The organism is Paracoccus sp. L-17 (assembly GCF_056857655.1).
In genome coordinates this window covers 87295-109625 of sequence record NZ_JBSXNM010000035.1, presented here as the reverse complement: position 1 = coordinate 109625, position 22331 = coordinate 87295, and the positions used below count along the sequence as shown (strand labels likewise).

At 66.8% G+C, this 22331-nt stretch carries 19 protein-coding genes; 16 read left to right on the top strand and 3 right to left on the bottom strand.

Annotated features, from left to right (window positions below; genetic code table 11):
- The first annotated feature begins 3 nt into the window (after positions 1-3).
- The 3 genes from AC13CR_RS08305 to AC13CR_RS08295 are packed head-to-tail and all read left to right on the top strand — an operon-like array spanning position 4 to position 1960.
- Positions 4-321 carry a hypothetical protein gene (locus AC13CR_RS08305; RefSeq protein WP_292951379.1) on the top strand — a complete coding sequence of 106 codons (318 nt, stop codon included), beginning with the start codon at positions 4-6 and terminating at the stop codon, positions 319-321.
- A 4-nt stretch (positions 322-325) separates the two neighbouring features.
- Positions 326-1168, top strand: a complete 843-nt coding sequence (locus AC13CR_RS08300) for a hypothetical protein (RefSeq protein WP_292951382.1) — start codon at positions 326-328, stop codon at positions 1166-1168.
- 12 nt (positions 1169-1180) lie between these two features.
- On the top strand, positions 1181-1960 hold the full coding sequence (locus AC13CR_RS08295) for a succinate dehydrogenase iron-sulfur subunit (RefSeq protein WP_292951385.1): 780 nt from the start codon (positions 1181-1183) through the stop codon (positions 1958-1960).
- Between the two features lie 92 nt (positions 1961-2052).
- On the opposite strand, the gene glyS is transcribed toward AC13CR_RS08295, so the two are convergent.
- The 3 genes from glyS to AC13CR_RS08280 are packed head-to-tail and all read right to left on the bottom strand — an operon-like array spanning position 2053 to position 5743.
- The gene (gene glyS, locus AC13CR_RS08290; RefSeq protein WP_292951388.1) at positions 2053-4344 is read right to left on the bottom strand and encodes a glycine--tRNA ligase subunit beta; all 2292 of its coding nucleotides are present in this window, start codon (positions 4342-4344) and stop codon (positions 2053-2055) included.
- Entirely contained in the window at positions 4344-4823 is a 480-nt protein-coding gene (locus AC13CR_RS08285) for a DUF6446 family protein (RefSeq protein WP_292951391.1), read from the bottom strand. Before AC13CR_RS08285 ends, glyS begins: the two co-directional genes overlap by 1 nt.
- Complete coding sequence (locus AC13CR_RS08280) at positions 4820-5743, bottom strand: glycine--tRNA ligase subunit alpha (protein WP_292951394.1); 924 nt, start codon at positions 5741-5743, stop codon at positions 4820-4822. The genes AC13CR_RS08285 and AC13CR_RS08280 overlap by 4 nt, the downstream gene beginning before the upstream one ends.
- Positions 5744-5862: 119 nt before the next feature.
- On the opposite strand from AC13CR_RS08280, the gene AC13CR_RS08275 reads away from it, so the two are divergent.
- From AC13CR_RS08275 to AC13CR_RS08215, 13 genes are all read left to right on the top strand, one after another.
- Positions 5863-7233, top strand: a complete 1371-nt coding sequence (locus AC13CR_RS08275; protein WP_446236455.1) for a peptidoglycan-binding domain-containing protein — start codon at positions 5863-5865, stop codon at positions 7231-7233.
- Positions 7234-7413: 180 nt separating this feature from the next.
- Positions 7414-8415, top strand: coding sequence for an ABC transporter ATP-binding protein (locus tag AC13CR_RS08270; RefSeq protein ID WP_292951400.1), 1002 nt, complete (start codon positions 7414-7416; stop codon positions 8413-8415).
- Positions 8412-9509, top strand: coding sequence for an ABC transporter ATP-binding protein (locus tag AC13CR_RS08265; RefSeq protein ID WP_446237260.1), 1098 nt, complete (start codon positions 8412-8414; stop codon positions 9507-9509). The genes AC13CR_RS08270 and AC13CR_RS08265 overlap by 4 nt, the downstream gene beginning before the upstream one ends.
- Positions 9506-11008: an ABC transporter substrate-binding protein gene (locus tag AC13CR_RS08260; RefSeq protein WP_292951405.1), complete on the top strand. Its 1503-nt coding sequence runs from the start codon at positions 9506-9508 to the stop codon at positions 11006-11008. Before AC13CR_RS08265 ends, AC13CR_RS08260 begins: the two co-directional genes overlap by 4 nt.
- Positions 11009-11062: 54 nt before the next feature.
- Positions 11063-12007, top strand: a complete 945-nt coding sequence (locus AC13CR_RS08255; RefSeq protein ID WP_292951406.1) for an ABC transporter permease — start codon at positions 11063-11065, stop codon at positions 12005-12007.
- The gene (locus AC13CR_RS08250) at positions 12007-12879 is read left to right on the top strand and encodes an ABC transporter permease (protein ID WP_292951408.1); all 873 of its coding nucleotides are present in this window, start codon (positions 12007-12009) and stop codon (positions 12877-12879) included. Before AC13CR_RS08255 ends, AC13CR_RS08250 begins: the two co-directional genes overlap by 1 nt.
- A gap of 15 nt (positions 12880-12894) precedes the next feature.
- A complete protein-coding gene (locus AC13CR_RS08245; protein ID WP_482900900.1) occupies positions 12895-14685 on the top strand; it encodes a gamma-glutamyltransferase family protein in 1791 nt (596 codons plus the stop codon).
- Entirely contained in the window at positions 14685-15434 is a 750-nt protein-coding gene (locus tag AC13CR_RS08240; protein ID WP_292951413.1) for a DUF1028 domain-containing protein, read from the top strand. Before AC13CR_RS08245 ends, AC13CR_RS08240 begins: the two co-directional genes overlap by 1 nt.
- A gap of 4 nt (positions 15435-15438) precedes the next feature.
- Positions 15439-16269, top strand: coding sequence for a sulfite exporter TauE/SafE family protein (locus tag AC13CR_RS08235; protein ID WP_292951416.1), 831 nt, complete (start codon positions 15439-15441; stop codon positions 16267-16269).
- A gap of 3 nt (positions 16270-16272) precedes the next feature.
- On the top strand, positions 16273-16947 hold the full coding sequence (locus tag AC13CR_RS08230) for a FadR/GntR family transcriptional regulator (protein ID WP_292951419.1): 675 nt from the start codon (positions 16273-16275) through the stop codon (positions 16945-16947).
- 42 nt (positions 16948-16989) lie between these two features.
- Positions 16990-17577, top strand: a complete 588-nt coding sequence (locus AC13CR_RS08225; RefSeq protein WP_292951422.1) for an ImuA family protein — start codon at positions 16990-16992, stop codon at positions 17575-17577.
- Positions 17492-18991, top strand: a complete 1500-nt coding sequence (locus AC13CR_RS08220; RefSeq protein ID WP_292951425.1) for a Y-family DNA polymerase — start codon at positions 17492-17494, stop codon at positions 18989-18991. The genes AC13CR_RS08225 and AC13CR_RS08220 overlap by 86 nt, the downstream gene beginning before the upstream one ends.
- Positions 18988-22290 carry an error-prone DNA polymerase gene (locus AC13CR_RS08215; RefSeq protein ID WP_292951428.1) on the top strand — a complete coding sequence of 1101 codons (3303 nt, stop codon included), beginning with the start codon at positions 18988-18990 and terminating at the stop codon, positions 22288-22290. The genes AC13CR_RS08220 and AC13CR_RS08215 overlap by 4 nt, the downstream gene beginning before the upstream one ends.
- Positions 22291-22331: the final 41 nt, after the last annotated feature.

Sequence of the window (22331 nt, the reverse complement as noted above, 5' to 3'; positions counted from 1 at the left end):
CCGATGCGCGCCTGGGCGGCCCCGTTCCGGTCCGTGCCGCTGCTGGCGGCGCTGGCAGCCTGTGCTCCGATACCGGTGGAGCAGGCGGAACGGGTCTGCCTGCGCGATGCCGAACTGGCCCAGGCTCCGCGCGGCGAAGTCGCCCTGGGGGTGGGCAGCGGTGGCGGAGGTTCGCGCCTCGGCGGTTCGGTCGATCTGGAAATTTCCAGCGATTACATCATGCAGCGCGATCCCTCGGACGTGTTCAACCGCTGCGTGGTGAATCGATCGGGACAGATGCCGACGCGGGTTCTGGCCGACCAGCCTGGCTGGCGGGGCTAGGCCGATGACGGCAGCGCCGACGAAATCCGACCAGCGCCGCCTGATCCTGCATCTGGGCGTGCAGAAGACGGGCAGCACCGCGATCCAGCGCCATCTGAACCGCAACGCCGCCGCGCTGGCCCGGCGGCTGATCGTGCGCACCCCCGAGGAGGGCTCGCCCATGCGGCCTTTGGGACGCGCGGCGATTGCCTATTCGCTGGGACCCACCGAGGACCGCGAGATCGCGCTGCGGATCGCCTTCGAGGATGTGCTGGAGACGCTGCCCGCCAATGACCTGCCGGTGCTTCTGAGCCACGAAAACCTGGCCGGCGCGATGCCCGGCAATGGCGGTGAGACGCGGCTTTATCCGCAATTGCCGCGGATCGCGGGTCTGCTGTCGCGCTGCGCGGCGGGCTTTGCGGTGGATTTCGTCATCTACACACGCAGCATGACGGCGTGGAAGGCCAGCGTCTGGGCGCAGGCCGTACGCACCGACGGCTATCAGCACGGTTTCGAGGATTTCCTGAACCGGACCGATGCGATGCCTGGCTGGGGCGATCTGATCCGCCGGATGGCCGATGTCCTGGGGCCTGATCGTTTGTGCCGCTTCAAGCTGGAAGACGAGCCCGATCCCGGTCGTCCGGGGCGGCTATTGCTGCACCATGCCGGGCTGGACGATGCCATTATCGAGGCGCTTGCCCCGCTGGATGGGCCTGCGATGCAGCGACTCAATGCCGGTTCGACCGAATTCCTGAGGCGGCTCAACGGCCTGACGCTTAATCCTCATGCGCGCGGAAAGGTGGTCGATCTGGTCGCCCGCGCGCAAAACCTGTTCATCGCCGAGGTGCCTGGAAAAGGCACGTCCTGAAAGGAGCATCCGATGGTCCAGTTCACCCTGCCCAAGAACAGCCAGATCCGGGTCGGCAAGACCTGGCCCAGGCCCGAGGGCGCGACCAATGTGAAGAAGTTCCAGATCTATCGCTGGGATCCCGAGGCGGGCGAGAACCCCCGTCTGGACACCTATTTCGTCGATCTCGACAAATGCGGACCGATGATTCTGGACGCGCTGATCAAGATCAAGAACGAGATTGACCCGACGCTGTCGTTCCGGCGGTCCTGCCGAGAAGGGATTTGCGGATCCTGCGCCATGGTCATCGGCGGCGGCAATCATCTGGCCTGCATCTACGGAATCGACGAGGTTCCGGGCGACATCGCCATCTATCCGCTGCCGCATATGCCGGTGGTCAAGGATCTGATCCCCGACCTGACGCATTTCTATGCCCAGCACGCTTCGGTCAATCCCTACCTGGTCACCAAATCGCCGACGCCGGGAAAAGAGTGGAAACAGTCGATCGAGGATCGCAAGAAGCTGGACGGGCTATATGAGTGCATCCTCTGCGCGTCCTGTTCGACCGCCTGTCCGTCCTATTGGTGGAACGGCGACCGCTATCTGGGTCCGGCCGCGCTGCTGACGGCCTATCGCTGGATCGTCGACAGCCGCGACGAGGCGACCGGTGAGCGGCTGGACGAGCTGGAGGATCCGTTCAAGCTGTATCGCTGCCACACGATCATGAACTGCACCAATACCTGTCCGAAGGGGCTGAATCCGGCCAAGGCCATCGCCTCGATCAAGCACATGATGGTTGACCGGGTGGTCTGATTGCGTCCCGCGACAGCCGGGGGGCTGTCTGCCCCCCGGACCCCCCGAAGGTATTTGGAAAGAGTGCGAGGGCCGGTCAGGTCCCGGCCTTGTCAGCCTTCGATCTTCGTGAAATCAGCGATCTCGCGGCCCGCGTTGCGGATGCGCGACAGCAGGTTCAGGCGGTTGCGGCGCAGGATCTGGTTGTCGCTGTTGACCTGGACGGCCTCGAAGAAGGCGTCGATGGGCGCGCGCAGCGCGGCGATGGCGGTCATGGCGGCGGGGAAGTCTTCGTCCGCGATGGCCCGTCTGATCGCGGGTTCGGCTTTGTCGAGGGCGGCAAAGAGGGCGCGTTCCTGATCGGTTTCCGCGAATTTCGCGTCCGCGCCGAAGCTGTATTCGACGCCGTCCTTCTCCTCGGCCTGCGCGAGGATGTTTCCGGCGCGCTTGAGGCCCTGGGTCAGGTTCCGGCCGTCTTCGGTTTGCAGCATGGCGTTCAGCGCCGTGGCGCGGTTGACGACCAGCACGAGGTCGTCATTGCCGGGTTGGGCCAGGACCGCGTCGATGATGTCGTGGCGGATGCCCTGATCGCGCAGATGGACCTTGAGGCGGTCGTGGAGGAAGGCGAGGAGGTTGTGCGACGTATGGTTAAGGGTGCCCGGGCGGTCAGGGTCAAGTTTGACCCTATCAGGGCTTTGCGCCTTTGCCTTCTCAACGGCCGCGTTCCAATCGATTTTTGAATTCCGATCATTCAACGCCTTTGCAAAGATTTTTTGAGCATGTTTTGCCAATCGTCCGTCTTCCGCGACGATGGTCTCCCATGCAAGATCGACGGCCTTGGTTCGCTCCTCTCCAATAGTGTTGAGCTGATGAGAAAAATTGGCCAAGAGACCGGTTTTTGCAGCGTCCAGTAGATGACTTCTAACAACATTGTTAACGATCAATCGAATAGTCCCCAACGCCGCCCTTCTCAGCGCAAAGGGATCCTTCGAGCCGGTCGGCTTCTCGTCGATCGCCCAGAACCCGGTCAGCGTGTCGATCTTGTCGGCGAGTGCGACGGCCACGGAGACCGGGGCGGTGGGCACCGCGTCGGATGGGCCGAGTGGCGAGTAGTGGTCGCGGGCGGCGTCGGCCACCGCGTCGGGATAACCGGCGGCCTGCGCGTAATATCGGCCCATGATGCCTTGCAGTTCGGGGAATTCGCCGACCATGGCGCTCTGCAGGTCGAGTTTCGCGACCCGGGCCGCGGTTTCCGCCTGATCGGGGTCGGCGCCGACCATGGGCGCGATCTCGCGAGCCAGTGCGGCGACGCGGGCGATGCGGTCGGCCTGGCTGCCCATCTTGTTATGGAAGGTCACGGATTTCAGGCCCTCGGCCCAAGCGTTCATGCCCGATTTTGCCTCGCGCAGGTCGTTTTCCCAGAAGAAGGCCGCGTCGGAGAGGCGGGCGGCGAGAACACGCTGATTGCCAGCCAGGATCGTTTCGCCGTCATCGGGGGTGGCGATATTGGCGACGGTCACAAAGCCCTCGATCCGGCCGGTTTTCGGGTTGCGGGCCGAGAAGAATTTCTGGTGCTCCTTCATCGAGGTTTGCAGCACCTCGGGCGGCAGGTCCAGGAAACGATCCTCGATCACGCCCATCAGCGGCACCGGCCATTCGACGAGGCCCGCGACCTCGGACAGCAGCGTATCATCGGGGACGATCTGCCAGCCGCGTGCGAAGGCCAGATTCTCGGCCTGCTGGCGGATTTCGGCCTCGCGCTCGGCCGGGTCCAGCATGACATGGGCGCGGCGCAGCCTGGCGACGTAGTCATCGAAGCCGGTGACGGTGAAGGCGTCGGGCGACAGGAAGCGGTGACCGCGTGTGCTGTTGCCGGACGCGATGCCGTCGATGTTCAGCGGCACGGTGGTCGCGCCGGATTCGTCGCTGAGGATGCAGAGGATCGAATGCAGCGGGCGGACCCAACGCAGAGAGCCCGTGCCCCAACGCATGGATTTGGGCCAGGGGAAATCGCGGATCGTGGTTTCCAGAACCTCGGCCACGATCTCGGATGCCGGGCGACCCTTGCGGGCGATGACGGCGAACCAGACCTGACCCTTCTTGTCGTCGCGGACTTGCAATTGGTCGCGCGTCAGGCCCGCCCCGCGCAGAAAGCCCTCCAGCGCCTTTTCGGGCGCGTCGGTGCGGGGGCCCTTGCGTTCCTCGCGCGTGTCGGGGCTTTGGGCGCTGAGCCCCTCGACGGTCAGGGCAAGGCGCCGGGGCGTCGAAAAGGCGCCCGCGCTGGCATAGGTCAGCCCGGCCTGGACCAGCCCGTCGGTGACCAGCCGCTTCAGATCATCGCGCGCGCGGGCCTGCATCCGGGCGGGGATTTCCTCGGAAAAGAGTTCGATCAGCAGATCGGGCATCAGTCCATCACTCCGCGTTCCGGGGTCTTGTCGTTGAATTGCTGCCAGCCATAGGCCCGGCCATCGGGATAGATCGCCAGCACGCGGTCCACATCGGGACGGATCTCGGACTGGCTGAGAAATGCCCTTGCGGCACCCGATTCCAGATCGGCGCCGATCCGGGCGGCGTCGTAGCAGTCGAACCAGAACGGGCCGTTCAGCGGCGTGGCGGCCGGGAAGGGCACGGCATCGGCGGGCAGATCGCCCTGGATCCGGAAACAGGCCCGCCAGCGGATCGGTGAACTATCGGCGTCGATGGCCTGAAAATCGGTCATGTTCAGCCGCGACGGTCCCTCGGCGGTCTGGATCGGCACCGCCGCATCCGGGCTGGCCGGATCGATCGGCTCGTAATAGCCGTATTGCTGCGCATACCAGACCCCGGCCCCCGAGGCGAGGGCCGTCAGCGCAAGCCCGATCGTCGCGATCCTGCCCCAGTTCATGCCGATGCCCCCGCTGCTTCGGTCGTCAGGAACAGATCGGCGCAGGCGCGGGCCAGTGCGCGGACGCGGCCGATATAGGCCTGCCGCTCGGTCACGGAAATGACGCCGCGCGCGTCCAGCAGGTTGAAGATATGGCTGGCCTTGATGCACTGGTCATAGGCCGGATGCGCCATCGGGATGCGGCGGCCGGCGCTGTCGGTTTCGGACGCCGCGATGATGCGGGCGCATTCGGCCTCGGCATCCTTGAAATGCTGAAACAGCGTTTCGGTATCGGCCTGATCGAAGTTCCAGCGCGAATATTCCTGTTCGGTCTGGCGGAAGATGTCGCCATAGGTCAGCGCAATCGCGGCCCCGGGATCGTTGAAGGGCATGTCCATGACATGTTCCGCGCCCAGCACATACATGGCCAGCCGTTCCAGCCCATAGGTCAGTTCGCCCGAGACGGGGCGGCAATCATGCCCGCCGACCTGCTGGAAATAGGTGAACTGGCTGACCTCCATGCCGTCGCACCAGACTTCCCAGCCAAGGCCCCAGGCGCCCAGGGTCGGGGATTCCCAGTCGTCCTCGACAAAGCGTATGTCATGGATCATCGGGTCCAGCCCGATGGCTTTCAGGCTGCCCAGATACAGGTTCTGCAGATCGGGCGGGCTGGGCTTGATGATGACCTGATACTGATAATAATGCTGAAGGCGGTTCGGGTTTTCGCCGTAGCGGCCGTCGGTGGGTCGGCGCGAGGGCTGGACATAGGCCGCCGCCCATGACCGCTGTCCCAGCGCGCGCAGGGTCGTGGCCGGATGGAAGGTGCCGGCGCCGACCTCCATGTCATAGGGTTGCAGCACGGCGCAGCCCTGACCGGCCCAGTAGGTCTGCAGGCGCAGGATGATTTCCTGAAAGCTGCGCGGAGGCTTTGGGCTGGTCATCGGGCCGTCCTTTTGCATAGATCGGGCTTGGGCTTTCGCGCCTTCTAGGCGCAGGGTAGGACAGGGTCAATAAAGGGCCCGCGGACAGGCGCCATCGGGCGCGCGACAAGGAGACCGGAATGCGGCGACTGGCTTTCATGATGGCTGCGGTTCTGGCGGCCGGGGCGGCCTCGGCGCAGGAGGCGGTGATCCGGATCGAGGCCAAGCGCGGCGCGGCGCAGGCAGCGCAGGCTGCGGCAAAATGGCGCGAGTCATTCGACGACGTGGTGACCTTTCCGTTGACGGGCGGCTGGATCGCCATCGCCCTTGGGCCGCAGGAACGATCCCAGGCCGAGGCGCGGCTGGCCGGGCTGAAGGCCGCGAACCGCGTGCCCGGCGACAGTTTCGTGGCCGAACCGGCGGCCGGCATCGCGCTGTCTCCGGTTGCGGCCGATGCGGTCGCGACACCATCTCCGGTGCCGGAAGATGGCGGACCCCTAACAGGGGCCTCGCAGGATGCGGCAAGGCCCGCCGCGACCACAAGCGAAGGCGAGGCCGCCACCCCGGATCGCACGCCGATGCCGGAAGCCGGCAGCTATCTGCGGCTGGAATCCCTGCGTGGTGATGCGGAAAGCCGCGCGGTGCTGTCGAAATGGCGCGAAACCTTTCCCGAAGCCGGGCTGATGGCTCTGCCCGGTGGCTGGCGGACGATCACGCTGGGGCCGCTGCCCGCGGAGGCGGCGGCGGAATGGCTGGCCGCGTTCAAGGCCTCGGGCGATGTGCCCAGGGATGCCTTTCTTTCGCAGGCCTCGGATCTGGGCGAGGTGATCGAGCCCGGCGCGGATCCGGACCTGCCGGCATCCGCGGGCGCGCAGGAGATGCCGCCCGTGGATGAGATCCAGCGCGCCTTGCGTTGGGCCGGCCGCTATGATGGCGCGGTCGACGGGCAATGGGGGCCGGATACGCGCAAGGCAGTCGCGCGCGAGGTCGCCGAGGGGCGTCTGTCGCCCGATCCCGGAACGGCGATGCGCAGACTGATCGAACGCCGGGACGCGTGGCGCAGGACGATGGGGCTGACGACGCTGACCGATGAACAGACCGGCCTGTCGGTCAGCGCCCCGATGGACAAGCTGGCTTTCGAACGGGCCGAACGGGCCTTGTCGATCTACGGACCCAGGCAGGATTCCGGTGTCGCGCTGATCCTGTTCAGCCAGCCCGGCGGACAGCAGGAATTGCTGGACCTGTCGGGGTTGGTGACGGCGCTTGGCTGGGTGCCGCATCCGACACGGATGATCGAGCCGGGCCATATCCTGCTGAAGGGGGCCAACATGGCCCAGAGCGCCATGGCCGAAGGCTGGGTGCGCGACGGCCGGGCCGAGGGCTTCGTCCTGATCTGGCCTGCCGGCGATCAGGAAAACCAGGCCCGTGTCGCGGCCGAGCTTTCCGACAGTTTCGCGCGGGTGGCCCCCGCTAAGAACGACGGACGCGACCCTTTCGCGGTATCGCCCTGAACGGACCGGGCCGATCGCGGTCTCCTTCGGGAGAAACCGTCTGTCCGCTGGCATGACCGCAGGGTGGCAAGGCCCGAATTTTTGGCAATGCTGGTCCGGCGCGCGGCCGGATCCCGGCGGGGCTTGCAAAAGGGTGTCCTTGCGTTAGTGTGAACCAATTCATGATTGGTTCAGGATTTCATGACACCCGACCGGATTGCCGCCGACAGCCACGCGCTTCTTCACCTTCAGCAGGCCACCTTGCGCCTGCCACGGCACCAGGCCGCGCTGCTGGACGATGTGTCGCTGTCCGTTTCGCGGGGTGAAACCCTGTGCATCGTCGGCGAATCGGGCTGCGGCAAAAGCCTGACCTCGCTGGCGATGATGGGGTTGCTTTCGCCGAACCTGCGCGACGGGCTGTCGGGACGCATGGTCTTCGAGGGGGACGAGATCGCCTTGACCGACCGCAAGGCGCTGGCCGGGCTGCGGGGTCGGCGGATCGGCATGATCTTTCAGGAACCGATGTCCAGCCTCAACCCCGCCCATCGCATCGGCGACCAGATCGCGGAAGCATGGCGGCGGCACAATCCCGGCGACGGGCGCGATCGGGCGCTGGCCATGCTGCGCCGTGTGGGCATCCCGGCCGCGGAACGCCGGATGCGCGACTATCCGCATCAGATGTCGGGCGGGATGCGGCAGCGGGTGATGATCGCGATGGCGCTGGTCAACAATCCCGACCTGCTGATCGCGGACGAACCGACCACGGCGCTGGATGTGACCATTCAGGCCCAGATCCTGGATCTGATCGCGGAATTGCAGGCGGGCGGCGAGATGGGCACGATCCTGATCACGCATGATCTGGGCGTGGTCGCCGAGGTTGCGACCAGCGTCGCTGTCATGTATGCGGGACGCATCGTCGAGACCGGTCCGGCCGAGGCGATCTTTCGCGATCCGCAACATCCCTATACGATCGGTCTGATGTCCTCGGTCCCCGCGCTGCGCGGTCCGCGCCGCAGGCTGGCCACGGTGCCCGGTATCGTGCCCTCGATCGAAACCATGCCCCGGGGCTGCCGCTTTTCGACCCGCTGTCCCTTCGCGCGGCCAATCTGCGCAACCACGCCGGATCTGACAGAGGTCGCACCCGACCATCGCACGGCCTGCCATTTCGCGCCGCTGGAAACCCGGCTGGAGGGCGCCGCATGACCCGTCCCATCGTCGAGGTCGAGGGCCTGACCAAACGGTTCGCAGTCGGTGGTGGGCTATTGCAGAAACCGCGTCCGCTGCATGCCGTGGACGGCGTCGACCTGCACGTGAACGAGGGCCAGACCTTTGCCATCGTCGGCGAATCGGGCTGTGGAAAATCGACCCTGGCGCGTCTTCTGATGCGACTGCTGGAACCCTCGGAGGGCCGGATCCGCGTGGCTGGCCGCGACATTTCCGACCTCGCCGGCGCCGATCTGCGCGCCCTGCGTCGTGATGTGCAGTTCATCTTCCAGGATCCGTTCTCATCGCTCAATCCGCGCCTTTCGGTGGGGCGTCTCGTGGGCGAGCCGCTGGAGGCGCACCGACCCGAGATGAGCAGCCGTGACCGCCGGTCCGAGGTCGCGCGCCTCCTGGCGCAGGTCGGCCTGCGCCCCGAGCATATGGATCGCTATCCGCATGAATTCAGCGGTGGCCAGCGCCAGCGCATCGGCATCGCGCGGGCGCTGGCTTCGGGACCGAAAGTCCTGATCGGGGACGAGCCCGTCAGTGCGCTGGATGTCAGCGTTCAGGCGCAGGTGGTGAACCTTCTTGGGGATCTGCGCGACCGGCTGGGGCTGACGCTGATCGTCATCGCCCATGATCTTGCGGTGATCCGGCAGATGAGCGATCGCGTCGGTGTCATGTATCTGGGCCGCATCGTCGAAACCGGCCCGACCGACACGATCTTCGAAGCCCCGCGACATCCCTATACGCGCGCGCTGCTGGCGGCGATCCCCGGACCCGATGGCGGCCATGGCGGGCCGGGCCTGTCGGGCGAGACGCCAAGCCCGCTGGACCCGCCCTCGGGCTGCCATTTCCGCACCCGCTGCCCTCATGCGCAAAGTCGCTGCGCCGAGATCCGGCCGGCGCTGGAAGAGACCGGACAGGGCAGTCAGGTGGCCTGTCTGCGCTGGCGCGAGATTGCCGGCGATGGACAGGCCGCGCCACCCCGGTCGGCCCGCAGCGACGGCGCCGAGATCCGCTTTCGTCTCTATCGCGAGGCTTTGGCGCAAAAGGAAAACATCAAGAAAACCCAACAGGAGACAAAGACATGAACATTCGCAGAACCCTGCTGCTGGCGGCCCTGCTTGGCACCAGCGCGATGGCCGCGCAGGCCCAGACCCTGCGCATCGGGCTGGAAAGCGATCCTGATGCGCTGGATCCGGACAAGAGCCGCACCTTCGTCGGGCGGATCGTGTTCACCGCCCTGTGCGACAAGCTGATCGACGTGACGCCGGATCTGAAACTGGTGCCGCAACTGGCCACGGAATGGAGCGTCAGCGAGGATGGCAAGACAGTGGACATGACCCTGCGCGAAGGCGTCGTCTTCCATGATGGCACGCCCTTCGACGGCGAGGCGGTCAAGGCGAATATCGAGCGCTCGCAAACGCTGGAGGACAGCGTGCGCAAATCCGAAGTCAGTTCGATCACCGAGGTCGAGGTGGTCGATCCGACCCATGTCAGGCTGCGCTTGTCGGCCCCCGACGCGCCGCTTCTGGCGCAGCTGGCCGACCGGTCGGGGATGATGATGTCGCCGGCGGCGTTCGATGACGATTTCAGCGCCCAGCCAGTCTGTTCGGGGCCGTTCAAGTTCAAGAACCGCGTCGCGCAGGACAAGATCGAGCTTGAGAAATTCGCCGATTACTGGAACGCCGACCAGATCAAGGTCGATGCCGTAAGCTACCTGCCGATCCCGGATTCGACCGTGCGGCTGGCCAACCTGCAATCGGGCGATCTGGACCTGATCAACCGACTTGCCGCCACCGATGTCGAAGCGGTCAAGAGCGCCGGGAACCTGAAATACGAACGCGCCGACGGGCTGGGCTATCAGGGGATCACCTTCAACACCAACAACGGCGCCAAGGCCGACAACCCCTTCGGGCAGGATCCGAAGCTGCGTCAGGCCCTGTCGCTGGCCATCGACCGCAACGCCATCAACCAGGTGGTCTTTGCCGGCCTGAATGCGCCGGCCAGCCAGTTCGTGCCGGCCGTCAGCCCGTTCTTCGATCCGGCCTATCCGGTCCCCGAACGCGATGTCGAGAAGGCCAAGGCGCTGCTGGCAGAGGCCGGTATCGAGGGCGGAATCGATCTGGAACTGCAATTTCCCAACCGTCCCGAAAGCCAGCAGGTCGTGCAGATGATTCAGGCCATGGCGGCCGAGGCGGGCATCAACATCACCCTTACCGCCAAGGAATTCGCCACCATGCTGGCCGATCAGGCGGCGGGCGATTTTCAGGCGTCCCAGGTGGGCTGGTCCGGTCGGATCGACCCGGACGGAAACATCTACGGCTTCGTCACCACCGGCGGCGGCTTCAATGACGGCAAGTATTCGAACCCCGAGATCGACCGTATCCTGGGCGAGGCCCGCGCCGTCAGCGACGAGGCCGCCCGCAAGGATCTGTACAAGCAGGCCAACCAGATCCTGCAGACGGATCTGCCGTTGTTCTATCTCTATAACGAGGCGTGGCTCTATGGCGTCTCGGACAAGGTCGCGGGCTTCACGCCCAGCCCGGACGGGATGATCCGGCTGGAAGGCGTCAGCCTGTCCGAATGAGGCCCGGCCGGGGCGGCGTCGCCGCCGCCCCGGCCCTTTCCGAAAGGCGCCGCCATGCTGACCTATCTTGCCCGCCGCGTGATGATCGCGATCCCGACGCTGATCCTGATCTCGATTTTCGTCTTCGCGTTGCAGAAGATGCTGCCCGGCGATCCGGTGCTGGCGCTGGCCGGCGATGACCGCGACCCCGAGACGCTGGCGCGGCTGCGTGAATTGTATCACCTGAACGATCCGATCTGGATGCAATATCTGCAATGGGTGAAGAACGCCCTTCAGGGCGATCTGGGGCGTTCGATCCGGACCGGGCTGCCGGTCAGCGACATGATCGCCCAGAAGCTGCCGGTGACGATCCAGCTTGCGGTGATGTCGATGATCTTCGCCGCCGCGATCGGGATCCCGGCGGGGATCATCTCGGCGGTGAAGAAGGGCACGATCACCGATTACGCAGCCAATGTGATCGCGTTGTCGGGCCTGTCGATCCCCAATTTCTGGCTGGGGATCATGCTGATCCTGCTGGTTTCGGTGAAATGGCGGCTGCTGCCGGCCTCGGGCTATGTGCCGCTGAGCGAGGATCCGGTGCAGTCGATCCGCACCATGCTGATGCCTGCCTTCGTGCTGGGCACCGCGCTGGCGGCGTCGCTGATGCGGCACACGCGATCGGCGATGCTGGGGGTGTTGAGGCAGGACTACGTCCGCACCGCCCGCGCCAAGGGTCTGGCCGAACGCAGGGTGATCATGCACCACGCCTTCCGAAACGCCCTGACGCCGGTCGTCACGCTGATGGCGCTGCTGTTTGGCGAACTCATCGCGGGGGCTGTGCTGACCGAACAGATCTTCACCATCCCGGGCTTCGGCAAGATGGTGGTCGATGCCGTCTTCAACCGCGATTACGCGGTGGTGCAGGCGGTGGTTCTTGTCACCGCGCTGGGCTTTATCCTGATGAATCTTCTGGCCGACCTGGCCTATGTGGCACTGAACCCGCGGCTGAGGACCGGCTGATGAACGAGACCGCCGCGACCGATCCCGTCCTGTCGAAACGCCCGCAAAGCCGCGTCTGGCGCAAGCTGCGCGGCCATCGCAGCGCCATGTTCGGCGCGGTGCTTGTGGGAATGTTCGTCCTGCTGGCGCTGGCGGCGCCGATCCTGCCCGTGCCCGATCCCGCCGCCGTCGACTGGACCGCGATCCGGCAACCGCCCTCGGCCGCGCACTGGCTGGGCACGGACGAGTTGGGCCGCGATCAGTTGTCGCGGATGATCTGGGGCGCGCGCGCCTCGTTGATGGCGGGGGTGGTATCCGTCGGCATTGCCATCGTGATCGGCGTGCCTCTGGGGATCATTGCCGGGTATTTCGGCGGCTGGACCGATGCCGTGATCTCGCGCTGCACCGAGGCGCTGCTGGCGATCCCGTTCCTGATTCTCGCCATCGCGCTGGCGGCGTTCCTGGGGCCCTCGCTGACCAATGCGATGATCGCCATCGGGATCGCGGCCACGCCGGTCTTCATCCGACTGACGCGAGGCCAGGCAATCAACGTGGCATCCGAGGATTACGTCGAAAGCGCCCATGCCATCGGCCTGTCCACGGGCGTCATCCTGCGCCGCTATATCTTTCCCAATGTCCTGCCGCCGATCCTGGTGCAAGCCACGCTGACCGTCGCCAGCGCCATCATCGCCGAGGCATCGCTGTCCTTTCTGGGGCTGGGCCAGCAGCCGCCCGCGCCAAGCTGGGGGGCAATGCTGAACGTGGCCAAGGGCTTCATGACGCAGGCGCCCTGGATGGCGCTGTGGCCCGGCATCGCGATCTTTCTGGTGGTGCTGGGATTTAACCTTCTGGGCGACGGTCTGCGCGACGCGCTGGACCCGCGCGAGGATTGATCGACAGGAACAGGCATGAACAATTTCACCACACGACCCGATATCCGCGGCACCTTCGGCACCGTCACCTCGACCCATTGGCTGGCCTCGGCGACCGGGATGGGCATTCTGGAACGCGGCGGCAATGCCTTTGACGCGGCGGTGGCGACGGCGCTGGTCCTGCAGGTGGTCGAGCCGCATCTGAACGGACCGGCCGGCGATCTGCCCGCCATCGTCCATCTGGCCGAGACCGGCGAAACCCGCGTGCTCTGTGCGCAGGGCGTGGCGCCGAAGGCCGCCACGATGGACCATTACCGCAGCCTGTTCGGCGACGGACTGATCCCCGGATCGGGGCTGCTGGCGACGGTGGTGCCGGGCGCCTTCGATGGCTGGATGCTGATGTTGCGCGATCACGGCAGCATGGAGGTGTCGGAGGTTCTGGCACCGGCCATCGCCTATGCGCGGGACGGCCATCCGGTGCTGCCGCGCGTGGCCGATACCATTGCCGGTCTGGCCGATTTCTTCCGCGCGGAATGGCCCAGCAGCGCCGCCACCTGGTTGCCCGGCGATGCCAAGCCGCAGCCCTGGTCGCTGTTTCGCAATCCCGATCTTGCCGCCGCCTATCAGCGGATCGCGGACGAGGCCAGGGGCGACACCCGCGCGGCCCGGATCGACGCGGCCCGCAGCATCTGGTCACGGGGTTTCGTGGCCGACGCGATCGGCGATTATCTGGCCGGGGCAAGCGTGATGGATGTCTCGGGAAGCGCGCATTCCGGCGTGCTGTCGCGGCAGGATCTGGCGGAATGGAAGGCGACATGGGAAACGACGCTGTCGCTGGATTATCATGGCTGGACCATCCACAAGACCCATAGCTGGTCACAGGGGCCGGTGCTGTTGCAAGCGCTTCAGATCCTCAAGCATTTCGATCTGGCGGCGCTGGATCCGCTGGGCGCGGATTTCGTTCATGTCGTGGCCGAGGCGATGAAGCTGGCCTATGCCGACCGCGAGGCCTATTACGGCGATCCCGATTTCTTCGAAATTCCCATGGCGACGCTGCTGTCCGAGGATTATGCTGCGGAACGCGCGGCTCTGATCGGCGAGAAAGCCAGCCTGGAACAGCGCCCTGGCCGCCTGCCGGGTCTGGAGCATCTGGCCGACGACGCCATCGCCCGCGCCGCGCATGATTTCGATGCCGCGCGCGGGGTCAGCGCCGGCGAGCCGACGATGGCGCATCTGACCGAACGGCGCGGGGATACCGTTCACCTGGACGTGATCGACCGCTGGGGAAACATGGTCAGCGCCACGCCCTCGGGCGGATGGCTGCAATCCAGCCCGGTGATCCCGGGCCTGGGTTTTCCGCTGAACAGCCGCGCCCAGATGTTCTGGCTGCGCGATGGCTTGCCGAGCTCGCTGCGGCCGGGGGCGCGGCCGCGCACGACGCTGACGCCGTCGATGGCGGAAAAGGGCGGCACCCGGATCGCCTTTGGCACGCCCGGCGGCGACCAGCAGGATCAGTGGCAACTGATCTGGTTCCTGCGCTATGTCCATCACGGGCTGTCGATGCAGCAGGGAATGGACGCGCCGCTGTTTCACATCATGCATTTCCAGTCCAGCTTCTATCCGCGCGAGGCCAAGCCCGGTGAATTGATGGTCGAGCCGAATTTCGGCGATGCGGTGATCGAGTCTCTGCGTGCGCGGGGCCATATCGTTACCGTGGCCGAACCCTGGAGCATCGGCCGCCTGACGGCCGCGAGGCGCGAACCCGACGGGATGCTGACCGCCGCCGCCACGCCCCGGCTGATGCAGGCCTATGCGGTGGGCCGCTGATGACCTGGTCCCTGATCGCCCGCGATCCCGCGTCCGGCGCGCTTGGTATCGCCGTCGCCAGTCGCTTTTTCGCCTGCGGATCGCTGGTGCCGCATGTCGGTCCGGCAGCCGCCTTCGCCACGCAGGCCTTCGTCAACCCGGTCTGGGGCACCGAGGGGCTGCGCCGCCTGGGCGCGGGCGAGGCGGCCGATGCCCTCCTGGCCGATCTGGTTGCGCGCGATGCGGGGGCGGCGCAGCGGCAGGCCCATGCGCTGGATGCGCGGGGCGGCGGCGCGGCCCATACCGGCGCGGAATGCGTGCCCTGGGCGGGACATGTGACGGGTCAGGGCCTTTCGGTCGCGGGCAACATGCTGGAGGGGCCGCAGGTGATCGAGGACACGGCGCGCGTCTTCGCAGACCGCGCCGACCTGGACTTTCCCGACCGGATGCTGGCCGCGATGCAGGCGGGCGAGGATGCGGGCGGCGACCGTCGCGGGCGGCAGGCGGCCGGGCTGCGCATCCATCGCGGTCAGGCCCATCCCTGGCTGGATCTGCGGGCCGATGATCATGCCGATCCGCTGGCCGAACTGCGCCGATTGCTGGCGGTGGCGCGCGAACGCTATCTGATGGTCGCCGAGATCATGCCGACCGCGGAAAATTTCAGCGGCGCCCCGGATCGCAGCGATACCGACCGCCGCATCGCAGAGGCGGAACGGGCGCGGATCGCGACCGGCCGCGCCAGCGCCTCGTTCGCGACGACGAAAGGCTAGCGAGATGGAGGCAATCACCACAGCCGCGCTGCTGGAACTGGCCGCCGTCGCCGTGGGCGCGGGCATCGGCGGCGGCATTCTTGCCGGCTTGCTGGGGGTCGGCGGCGGGATCGTCATCGTTCCCGCGCTCTATTTCGCGCTGAACCTGACCGGCATGGATCCGGGCCTGACGATGAAGGTCGCGGTCGGCACCTCGCTGGCGACCATCGTGTTCACCTCGCTGGCCTCGGGTCTGGGTCATCACCGCAAGGGCGCCATCGACACCGCGCTGCTGAAACTATGGGCGCCGTCGATCCTGGTGGGTGTGGTCATCGGCAGTGTTCTGGGCGGCTATGTCTCGGGCAAGGTGCTGATCGCAGTCTTTGCCGTGGTGGCACTGGCGGTTTCGGCCGACATGATCCTGCGCAAGGGGCGCGCCGATCCCGAACCCAAGGGCTTTTCCAGACCCGTCTGGGCGGCCTTCGGGGTCTTCGCCGGCGGGGTCAGCGCGATGATGGGGATCGGCGGCGGCACGATCGGCGTGCCGCTGCTGAATTTCCTCGGCTACGACATCCGCCGCGCGGTCGGCACCTCGGCCGCGATCGGTTTCCTGATCGGGCTGCCCGGCGCGGTGATCTATGCGCTGACCGGGCTGGGCCAACAGGGGCTGCCGCCGTTTTCGCTGGGTTATGTAAACCTGCTGGCTGCGATCGTGATCATTCCGCTGACCACCAGTTTCTCGCAACTGGGCGTCAGGCTGGCCCACTCGATCCCCCGGCGGGCACTGCGCCTTGCCTTCGGCGCGTTCCTGCTGCTGACCGCGATCCGCATGTTCATCGACCTCTTTTCGGGCTAGGACATGGAGCCGCCGACCGACGACCCGGCAGCGGTCATCGCCGCCCTTGCGCCGATCCTGACCGAGGCCGCCAAGACCGGCGGCCGGCTGCCGCCCGAACGTCGGCTGGCCGAGATTCTGGGCATCCCCCGTCGCCGGCTGCGTCTGGCGCTGGACGAATTGCAGCGGCGCGGGGCGGTCTTTCGCCGCCACGGGCAGGGCACCTTCGTCACCCCGCCGCCCCGCCCCGATGCCGGACGCCACCGCCTGCTGGCCGGCAGGCTGAGCCTTGATCAGCTGATGGATGTCCGTCGCCAGATCGAGCCGCGGCTGGCCGAACTGGCGGCGACCCGTGCCGGGGCCGGGGATCTGGCGCAGCTGGAAATCCTGATGCGGCAATCGCGCGAAGCCGTGCAGCCGCAGGAATACGACCTGGCCGACGAGGTGTTTCACTACCGAATCGCCGAACTGGCGGGCAATGCGCTGTTTCTGGAAGTCTATGATCTGATCCGGCAGATGCGGCGCGAGGCCGGCTGGCGCGAACGCAGAGAGGAAACCAACGTGCCCGGTTTCCTGAGGCTTCTGGGCCAGCAGCATCAGCATATCTTCGACGCCATCGCCGCTGGCGACGCAGCGGGCGCGGGTCAGGCGCAGCGGGACCATCTCGATTTCGTCGCCAGCGCCATCGACAGCGATTGAGACCGGCTTGACAGATCTGTCGGCTTGCCTAGCTTCGGGGCGATGCGACCCGATTTCGATGATTGTTTTCCGCTGCGCGTCGCGCGCGTCCATGAGGTTTGCGGGGCCGGCGCGACGGCCTTTGCCGCCATCGCCGCCGCCCCGGCGCAAGGTCCGGTCCTGTGGCTGCGCGAGGCATGGCGCGGCGACATGCTCAATCCGCTGGGACTTGCGCCGTTCATCGATCCGTCGCGTCTGCTGGTGGCGCGCAGCGCGAACCAGACCGACAGCCTTGCGGCCGCCGAAGAGGCCTTGCGTGACGGCGCCATTCCCTTCGTGGTGGCCCAGATCACCCGCCCGCTGAACCTGCGCGAAGGGCGGCGACTGCAACTGGCTGCCGGGGCGGGGGGCACGACCGGCCTGTGCATCATCCCCGAAAACATGGGCAGCAATGCCGCCGAGACGCGCTGGCGGGCGGTCCCGATCCTGGATGACGGGCGGGGGGACTCGACTCTGATGCAATGGGAAATTATCAAGAACAAATCAGGAACAATCGGGGCCTGGCATGTTCGATGGGATCCGGAAGCGCGTGGTCTGCATGTGGTTTCCCCGGCTGGCGAGCGACCGGGCCCTGCGGGCACGCCCGGTTGAGGCGCCCTTCGCGCTGATCGTGAGCCGGAACAATGCCGAGCGTCTGGCCTGCGTGAACGTCGCGGCCGAAAGCCGTGGTCTGTGGCCCGGCATGAACCTTGCCGATGCCCGTGCCTTCTGTCCCGATCTGGTCACCCGGACCGGCGATCCCCAGGGCGATCGGGCATTCCTGGTCGCCCTGCGCCGCTGGGCCACGCGCTATTGCCCCTGGGTCGGGCTGGACGGGACTGACGGATTGGTTCTGGACATCACCGGCGCGGCGCATCTGTGGGGCGGCGAGGCGGCGATGCTGGCCGACATGCGCGCCCGCGCCGCCCGGGCCGGGCTGACGCTGCGCCTCGGCGCGGGCGACACGCGCGGCGCGGCATGGGCGCTGGCCCGGCATGGCGAGGGGATCGCGCCCGCGGGCCGGCCGCTTGCGGCCCTTGCCCCGCTGCCGGTCGCCGGGCTGCGGCTGGATGCGGATATGGTGATGGCGCTGCAACGTCTTGGCCTGCGCCGTATCGGCGATCTGGCGGGGACGGCGCGCGCGCCCCTGGCCCGCCGCTTTGGCCCCGGCCTGCTGATGCGGCTGGATCAGGCGATGGGCGAGGCAGCCGAGCCGATCACCCCCGAAGCCGATCCCGTTCGCTATGCCCTGCGCCTGAACCTGCCCGATCCGGTCGGCCTTCTGGACGACGTGATGGCGGCTGTCGGTCAACTTCTGGGTCCGCTCTGCGACCGGCTGAAGGCACAAGAGACCGGCGCGCGGCGGTTGATCCTGACCCTGCGCCGCGTTGATCAGGTCAGCCGTCAGGTGGAATTGCGCCTTGCCGCCCCGATGCGCGAGACGGCCCGAATCCTGCCCCTGTTCGAACGCGGCATCGCCGAGGTCGATGCCGGTTTCGGCATCGATCAGATCCGGCTGGAGGCGACCCTGGTCCAGCCGCTGCCGATCCAGCAGATCGGGTCTGCGACCGCCACCGGCAGTCATGACAGCCAAGACGGCCAAGACAGGCTGGACGACCTGATGACCCGGATCGGAACCCGGATCGGGCTGGAAAACCTGCTGCGTTTCCTGCCCGCCGACAGCCACATTCCCGAACGCGGCTTCGTAGCCGCCGCAGCCGCCCACAGCCGCGCCGAGACCGGCTGGTCCGCGCCGCGCCCGCGCCCGGTGATCCTGTTTCCGCCCGAACCCGTTGCCGCTTCGGGCGCGCGTCCCCCGGCCCGGTTTCGCTGGCGGCGGATGATCTTTGCCACGGCCCGCGCCACCGGCCCGGAACGGATCGCGCCGGAATGGTGGCTGGATGATCCCGCCTGGCGGTCGGGGCTGCGCGATTACTGGCGGCTTGAAACCCGGCAGGGCAGGCGGCTGTGGCTGTTCCACACGCCGCAGGATCCCGGCTGGTTCGTCCAGGGGGAATTCGCATGAGCTATGCCGAACTGGCCGTGACCACGAATTTCACCTTCCTGACCGGCGCCTCGCATCCCGAGGAACTGGTCGCCCGCGCCGCCGAACTGGGCCTTGCCGCCATCGCCATCACCGACCGCAATTCCGTCGCCGGCGTGGTGCGCGCCCATACCGCGCTGAAAGAAATGCGGCGCGAACTGGGCAAGGCCACGATCCGCTCGACCGTGCAGGTCGACACCTGCTCGCATCAGCCGGTGGGGGAATGGAAAACCGTCGGGGCCGCGGACCGGCTGTTGCCGAAACTGATCGTCGGCAGCCGTCTGGTGGCCGAGGATTGTCCGGTCGAATGGCTGGCCCTGCCGACCGACCGACCCGCATGGCACCGGCTGTCGCGGCTGCTGAGCCGTGGCAAGCGGCGGGCCGCCAAGGGCGAATGCCGGCTGATGCTGAACGATCTGCTGACCGGCTGCCGGGGCTTGATCCTGATCGCGCTGCCGCCAACCGAGCCGCACCGGGCGATCGCGCCGGTGCAGGCGATGGCCCGGCGCTATCCGGGGCGGGTCTTTCTGGGCGCCGCGCCGCGTTACGACGGCAGCGATCAGGCCTGGTTCGATACCTGCGCGGCGCTGGCCCACAGGGTGGCGGCCCCGATGGTCGCGGTGGGTGACGTGCTGATGCACCGCGCCGCCCGGCGCCGTCTGGCCGATGTGTTGACCTGTCTGCGCGAGGGGATCAGCATCGACCGCATCGGCAGCCGTGCCCTGCCCAATGCCGAGCGCCGCCTGAAATCCCCCGCCGAGATGGACCGTCTCTTTGCCCGTCACCCGGCCGCGATCCGTCGCACGACCCAGATCGCCTCGCTGTGCTGCTTCGATCTCGACCAGCTCGGCTACGATTATCCCGACGAGGTGGCCGCAGACGAGGCGCCTCAGGACAGGCTGGTCCGGCTGACCCGCGAGGGTCTGGCGCGGCGCTATCCGGGTGGCGCGCCGCAGCGGGTCCATGATCTGATCGACAAGGAACTGGCCCTGGTGGAGGAACTGAAATACGCCGCCTATTTCCTGACCGTCCACGACATCGTGGCCGAGGCACGCCGACGCGGCATCCTGTGCCAGGGGCGCGGCTCGGCCGCCAATTCGATCCTGTGCTACCTGCTGGGCATCACCGATGTCAGCCCCGATCTGATCGGCATGGTCTTCGAACGCTTCATCTCGCGCCATCGCGGCGAGCCGCCCGATATCGACGTGGATTTCGAACATGAGCGCCGCGAAGAGATGATCCAGTGGATCTACGGGAAATATGGCCGCCATCGCGCGGGCCTTTGCGCCACGGTGATCCATTTCCGTTCGCGCGCGGCGATCCGCGAGGTGGGCAAGGTGATGGGATTGTCCGGGGACGTGACCGCCGCGCTGTCGGGCCAGATCTGGGGGATGTCGAACGCGGGCGCGGATCCCGAACGGATGCGCGAACTGGGTCTTGATCCGCGGGATCGCCGCCTGTCGCAGACGATCCGCCTGATCCGCGAGATCATCGGTTTTCCGCGCCATCTGTCCCAGCATGTCGGCGGTTTCGTCATCACCCGGGGGCGGCTGGACGAATTGTGTCCGGTCGAGAATGCGGCGATGGAGGACCGCACCGTCATCGGCTGGGACAAGGACGATATCGACGCGCTGAACATCCTGAAGGTCGATGTCCTGTCGCTGGGGATGCTGACCTGCATCCGCAAGAGCTTTGACCTTCTGGAAAGCCACGAAGGCATCCGTCACAGCCTCGGTTCGGTGCCGCAGGGGGACGAGCCGACCTACCGGATGCTGCAACAGGCCAATGCGGTGGGCGTCTTTCAGGTCGAAAGCCGGGCGCAGATGAATTTCCTGCCGCGGATGAAGCCGCGTGAATTCTACGACCTGGTGATCGAGGTCGCCATCGTCCGCCCCGGCCCGATCCAGGGCGGCATGGTCAAACCCTATATCCGCCGCCGTCAGGGGCTGGAGAAAGCCGAACCTTTCGGCCCGGCCTTGGCCGAGGTGACGCGGCGGACCCTGGGGGTGCCCCTGTTTCAGGAACAGGCCATGCAGATCGCCATCGTCGGTGCGGGCTATAGCGCCGAAGAGGCCGACCGCCTGCGCCGCTCGCTGGCCTCGTTCCGGCGCATGGGCACGATCGGCGAGCATCGCGAACGCTTTGTGCAGGGGATGCTGTCGAACGGCTATGACCGTGGGGTGGCAGAACAATGTTTCTCGCAGATCGAGGGGTTTGCCGATTACGGCTTTCCCGAAAGCCACGCGGCGGCCTTCGCGATGCTGACCTATGTCTCGTCATGGCTGAAATGCCATCATCCGGCGATCTTTGCCTGCGCGTTGCTGAATTCGCAGCCGATGGGGTTTTACGCCCCCGCCCAGATCGTCCGGGACGCGCGCGAGAACGGGGTCGAGATCCGCCCCGTCTGCGTCAATTCCAGCCTCTGGGACAACCGGCTGGAACGGCGCGCCGATGGCGCATGGGCACTGCGGCTGGGATTTCGCCAGATCCGGGGCTTTCGCGACGGCGATGCCCGGCGGATCCAAGAATGTCGCGGCAACGGCTATACCGATGTCGAAAGCCTGTGGCTGCGCGCCGGAATTCCGCCCGCCGTGCTGGAACGGCTGGCCGAGGCCGACGCCTTCGCCGCCATCGGCCTGACCCGGCGTGACGCGCTGTGGCAGGTCCGTGCGATCCGGGCACCCGCGCCGCTGCCGCTGTTTTCCGATCCGCTGGATGGCGAGGCCACTTGCGAGCCGCAGGTTGCGCTGCCCGCCATGCATCTGGGCGAGGAGGTGGTCGAGGATTACGTCGCCCTGCGCCTGTCGCTGCGCGCCCATCCGATGGAATTGCTGCGCCCGCGCCTGCCGGGCCTGATCCCGAACCGTGATCTGCCACGGGTTCCGCCGCGCCGGGTTTCGGTCTGCGGCCTCGTCATCACCCGCCAGCGCCCCGGCACGGCATCGGGCGTGATCTTCCTGACGCTGGAGGACGAGACCGGGGTGGCCAATGTCGTCGTCTGGCGGCGCATCCATGACCGTTTCCGCCGCGCGGTGATGGGCGGGCGGCTGTTGCGAGTCACCGGGCGGCTGGAACGCGAAGGCATCGTGGTGCATCTGATCGCCGATCGGATCGAGGATCTGTCCCATCGCCTTGCCGAACTGGGCCATCCGCTTGAGGGTGCGGTCGGCACGACCTCGCCCCGCGCGGACATCGCGCCGCGCCCGAAACATCAACCCGCCCATGCCGGCCATCCCCGCGATCAGGCGAAACGACTTTTCCCCAGCCGGGATTTTCATTGAAAGCAGCATCGCGGCTTTGCCCGGGTCCTGGCCCGCTTGTG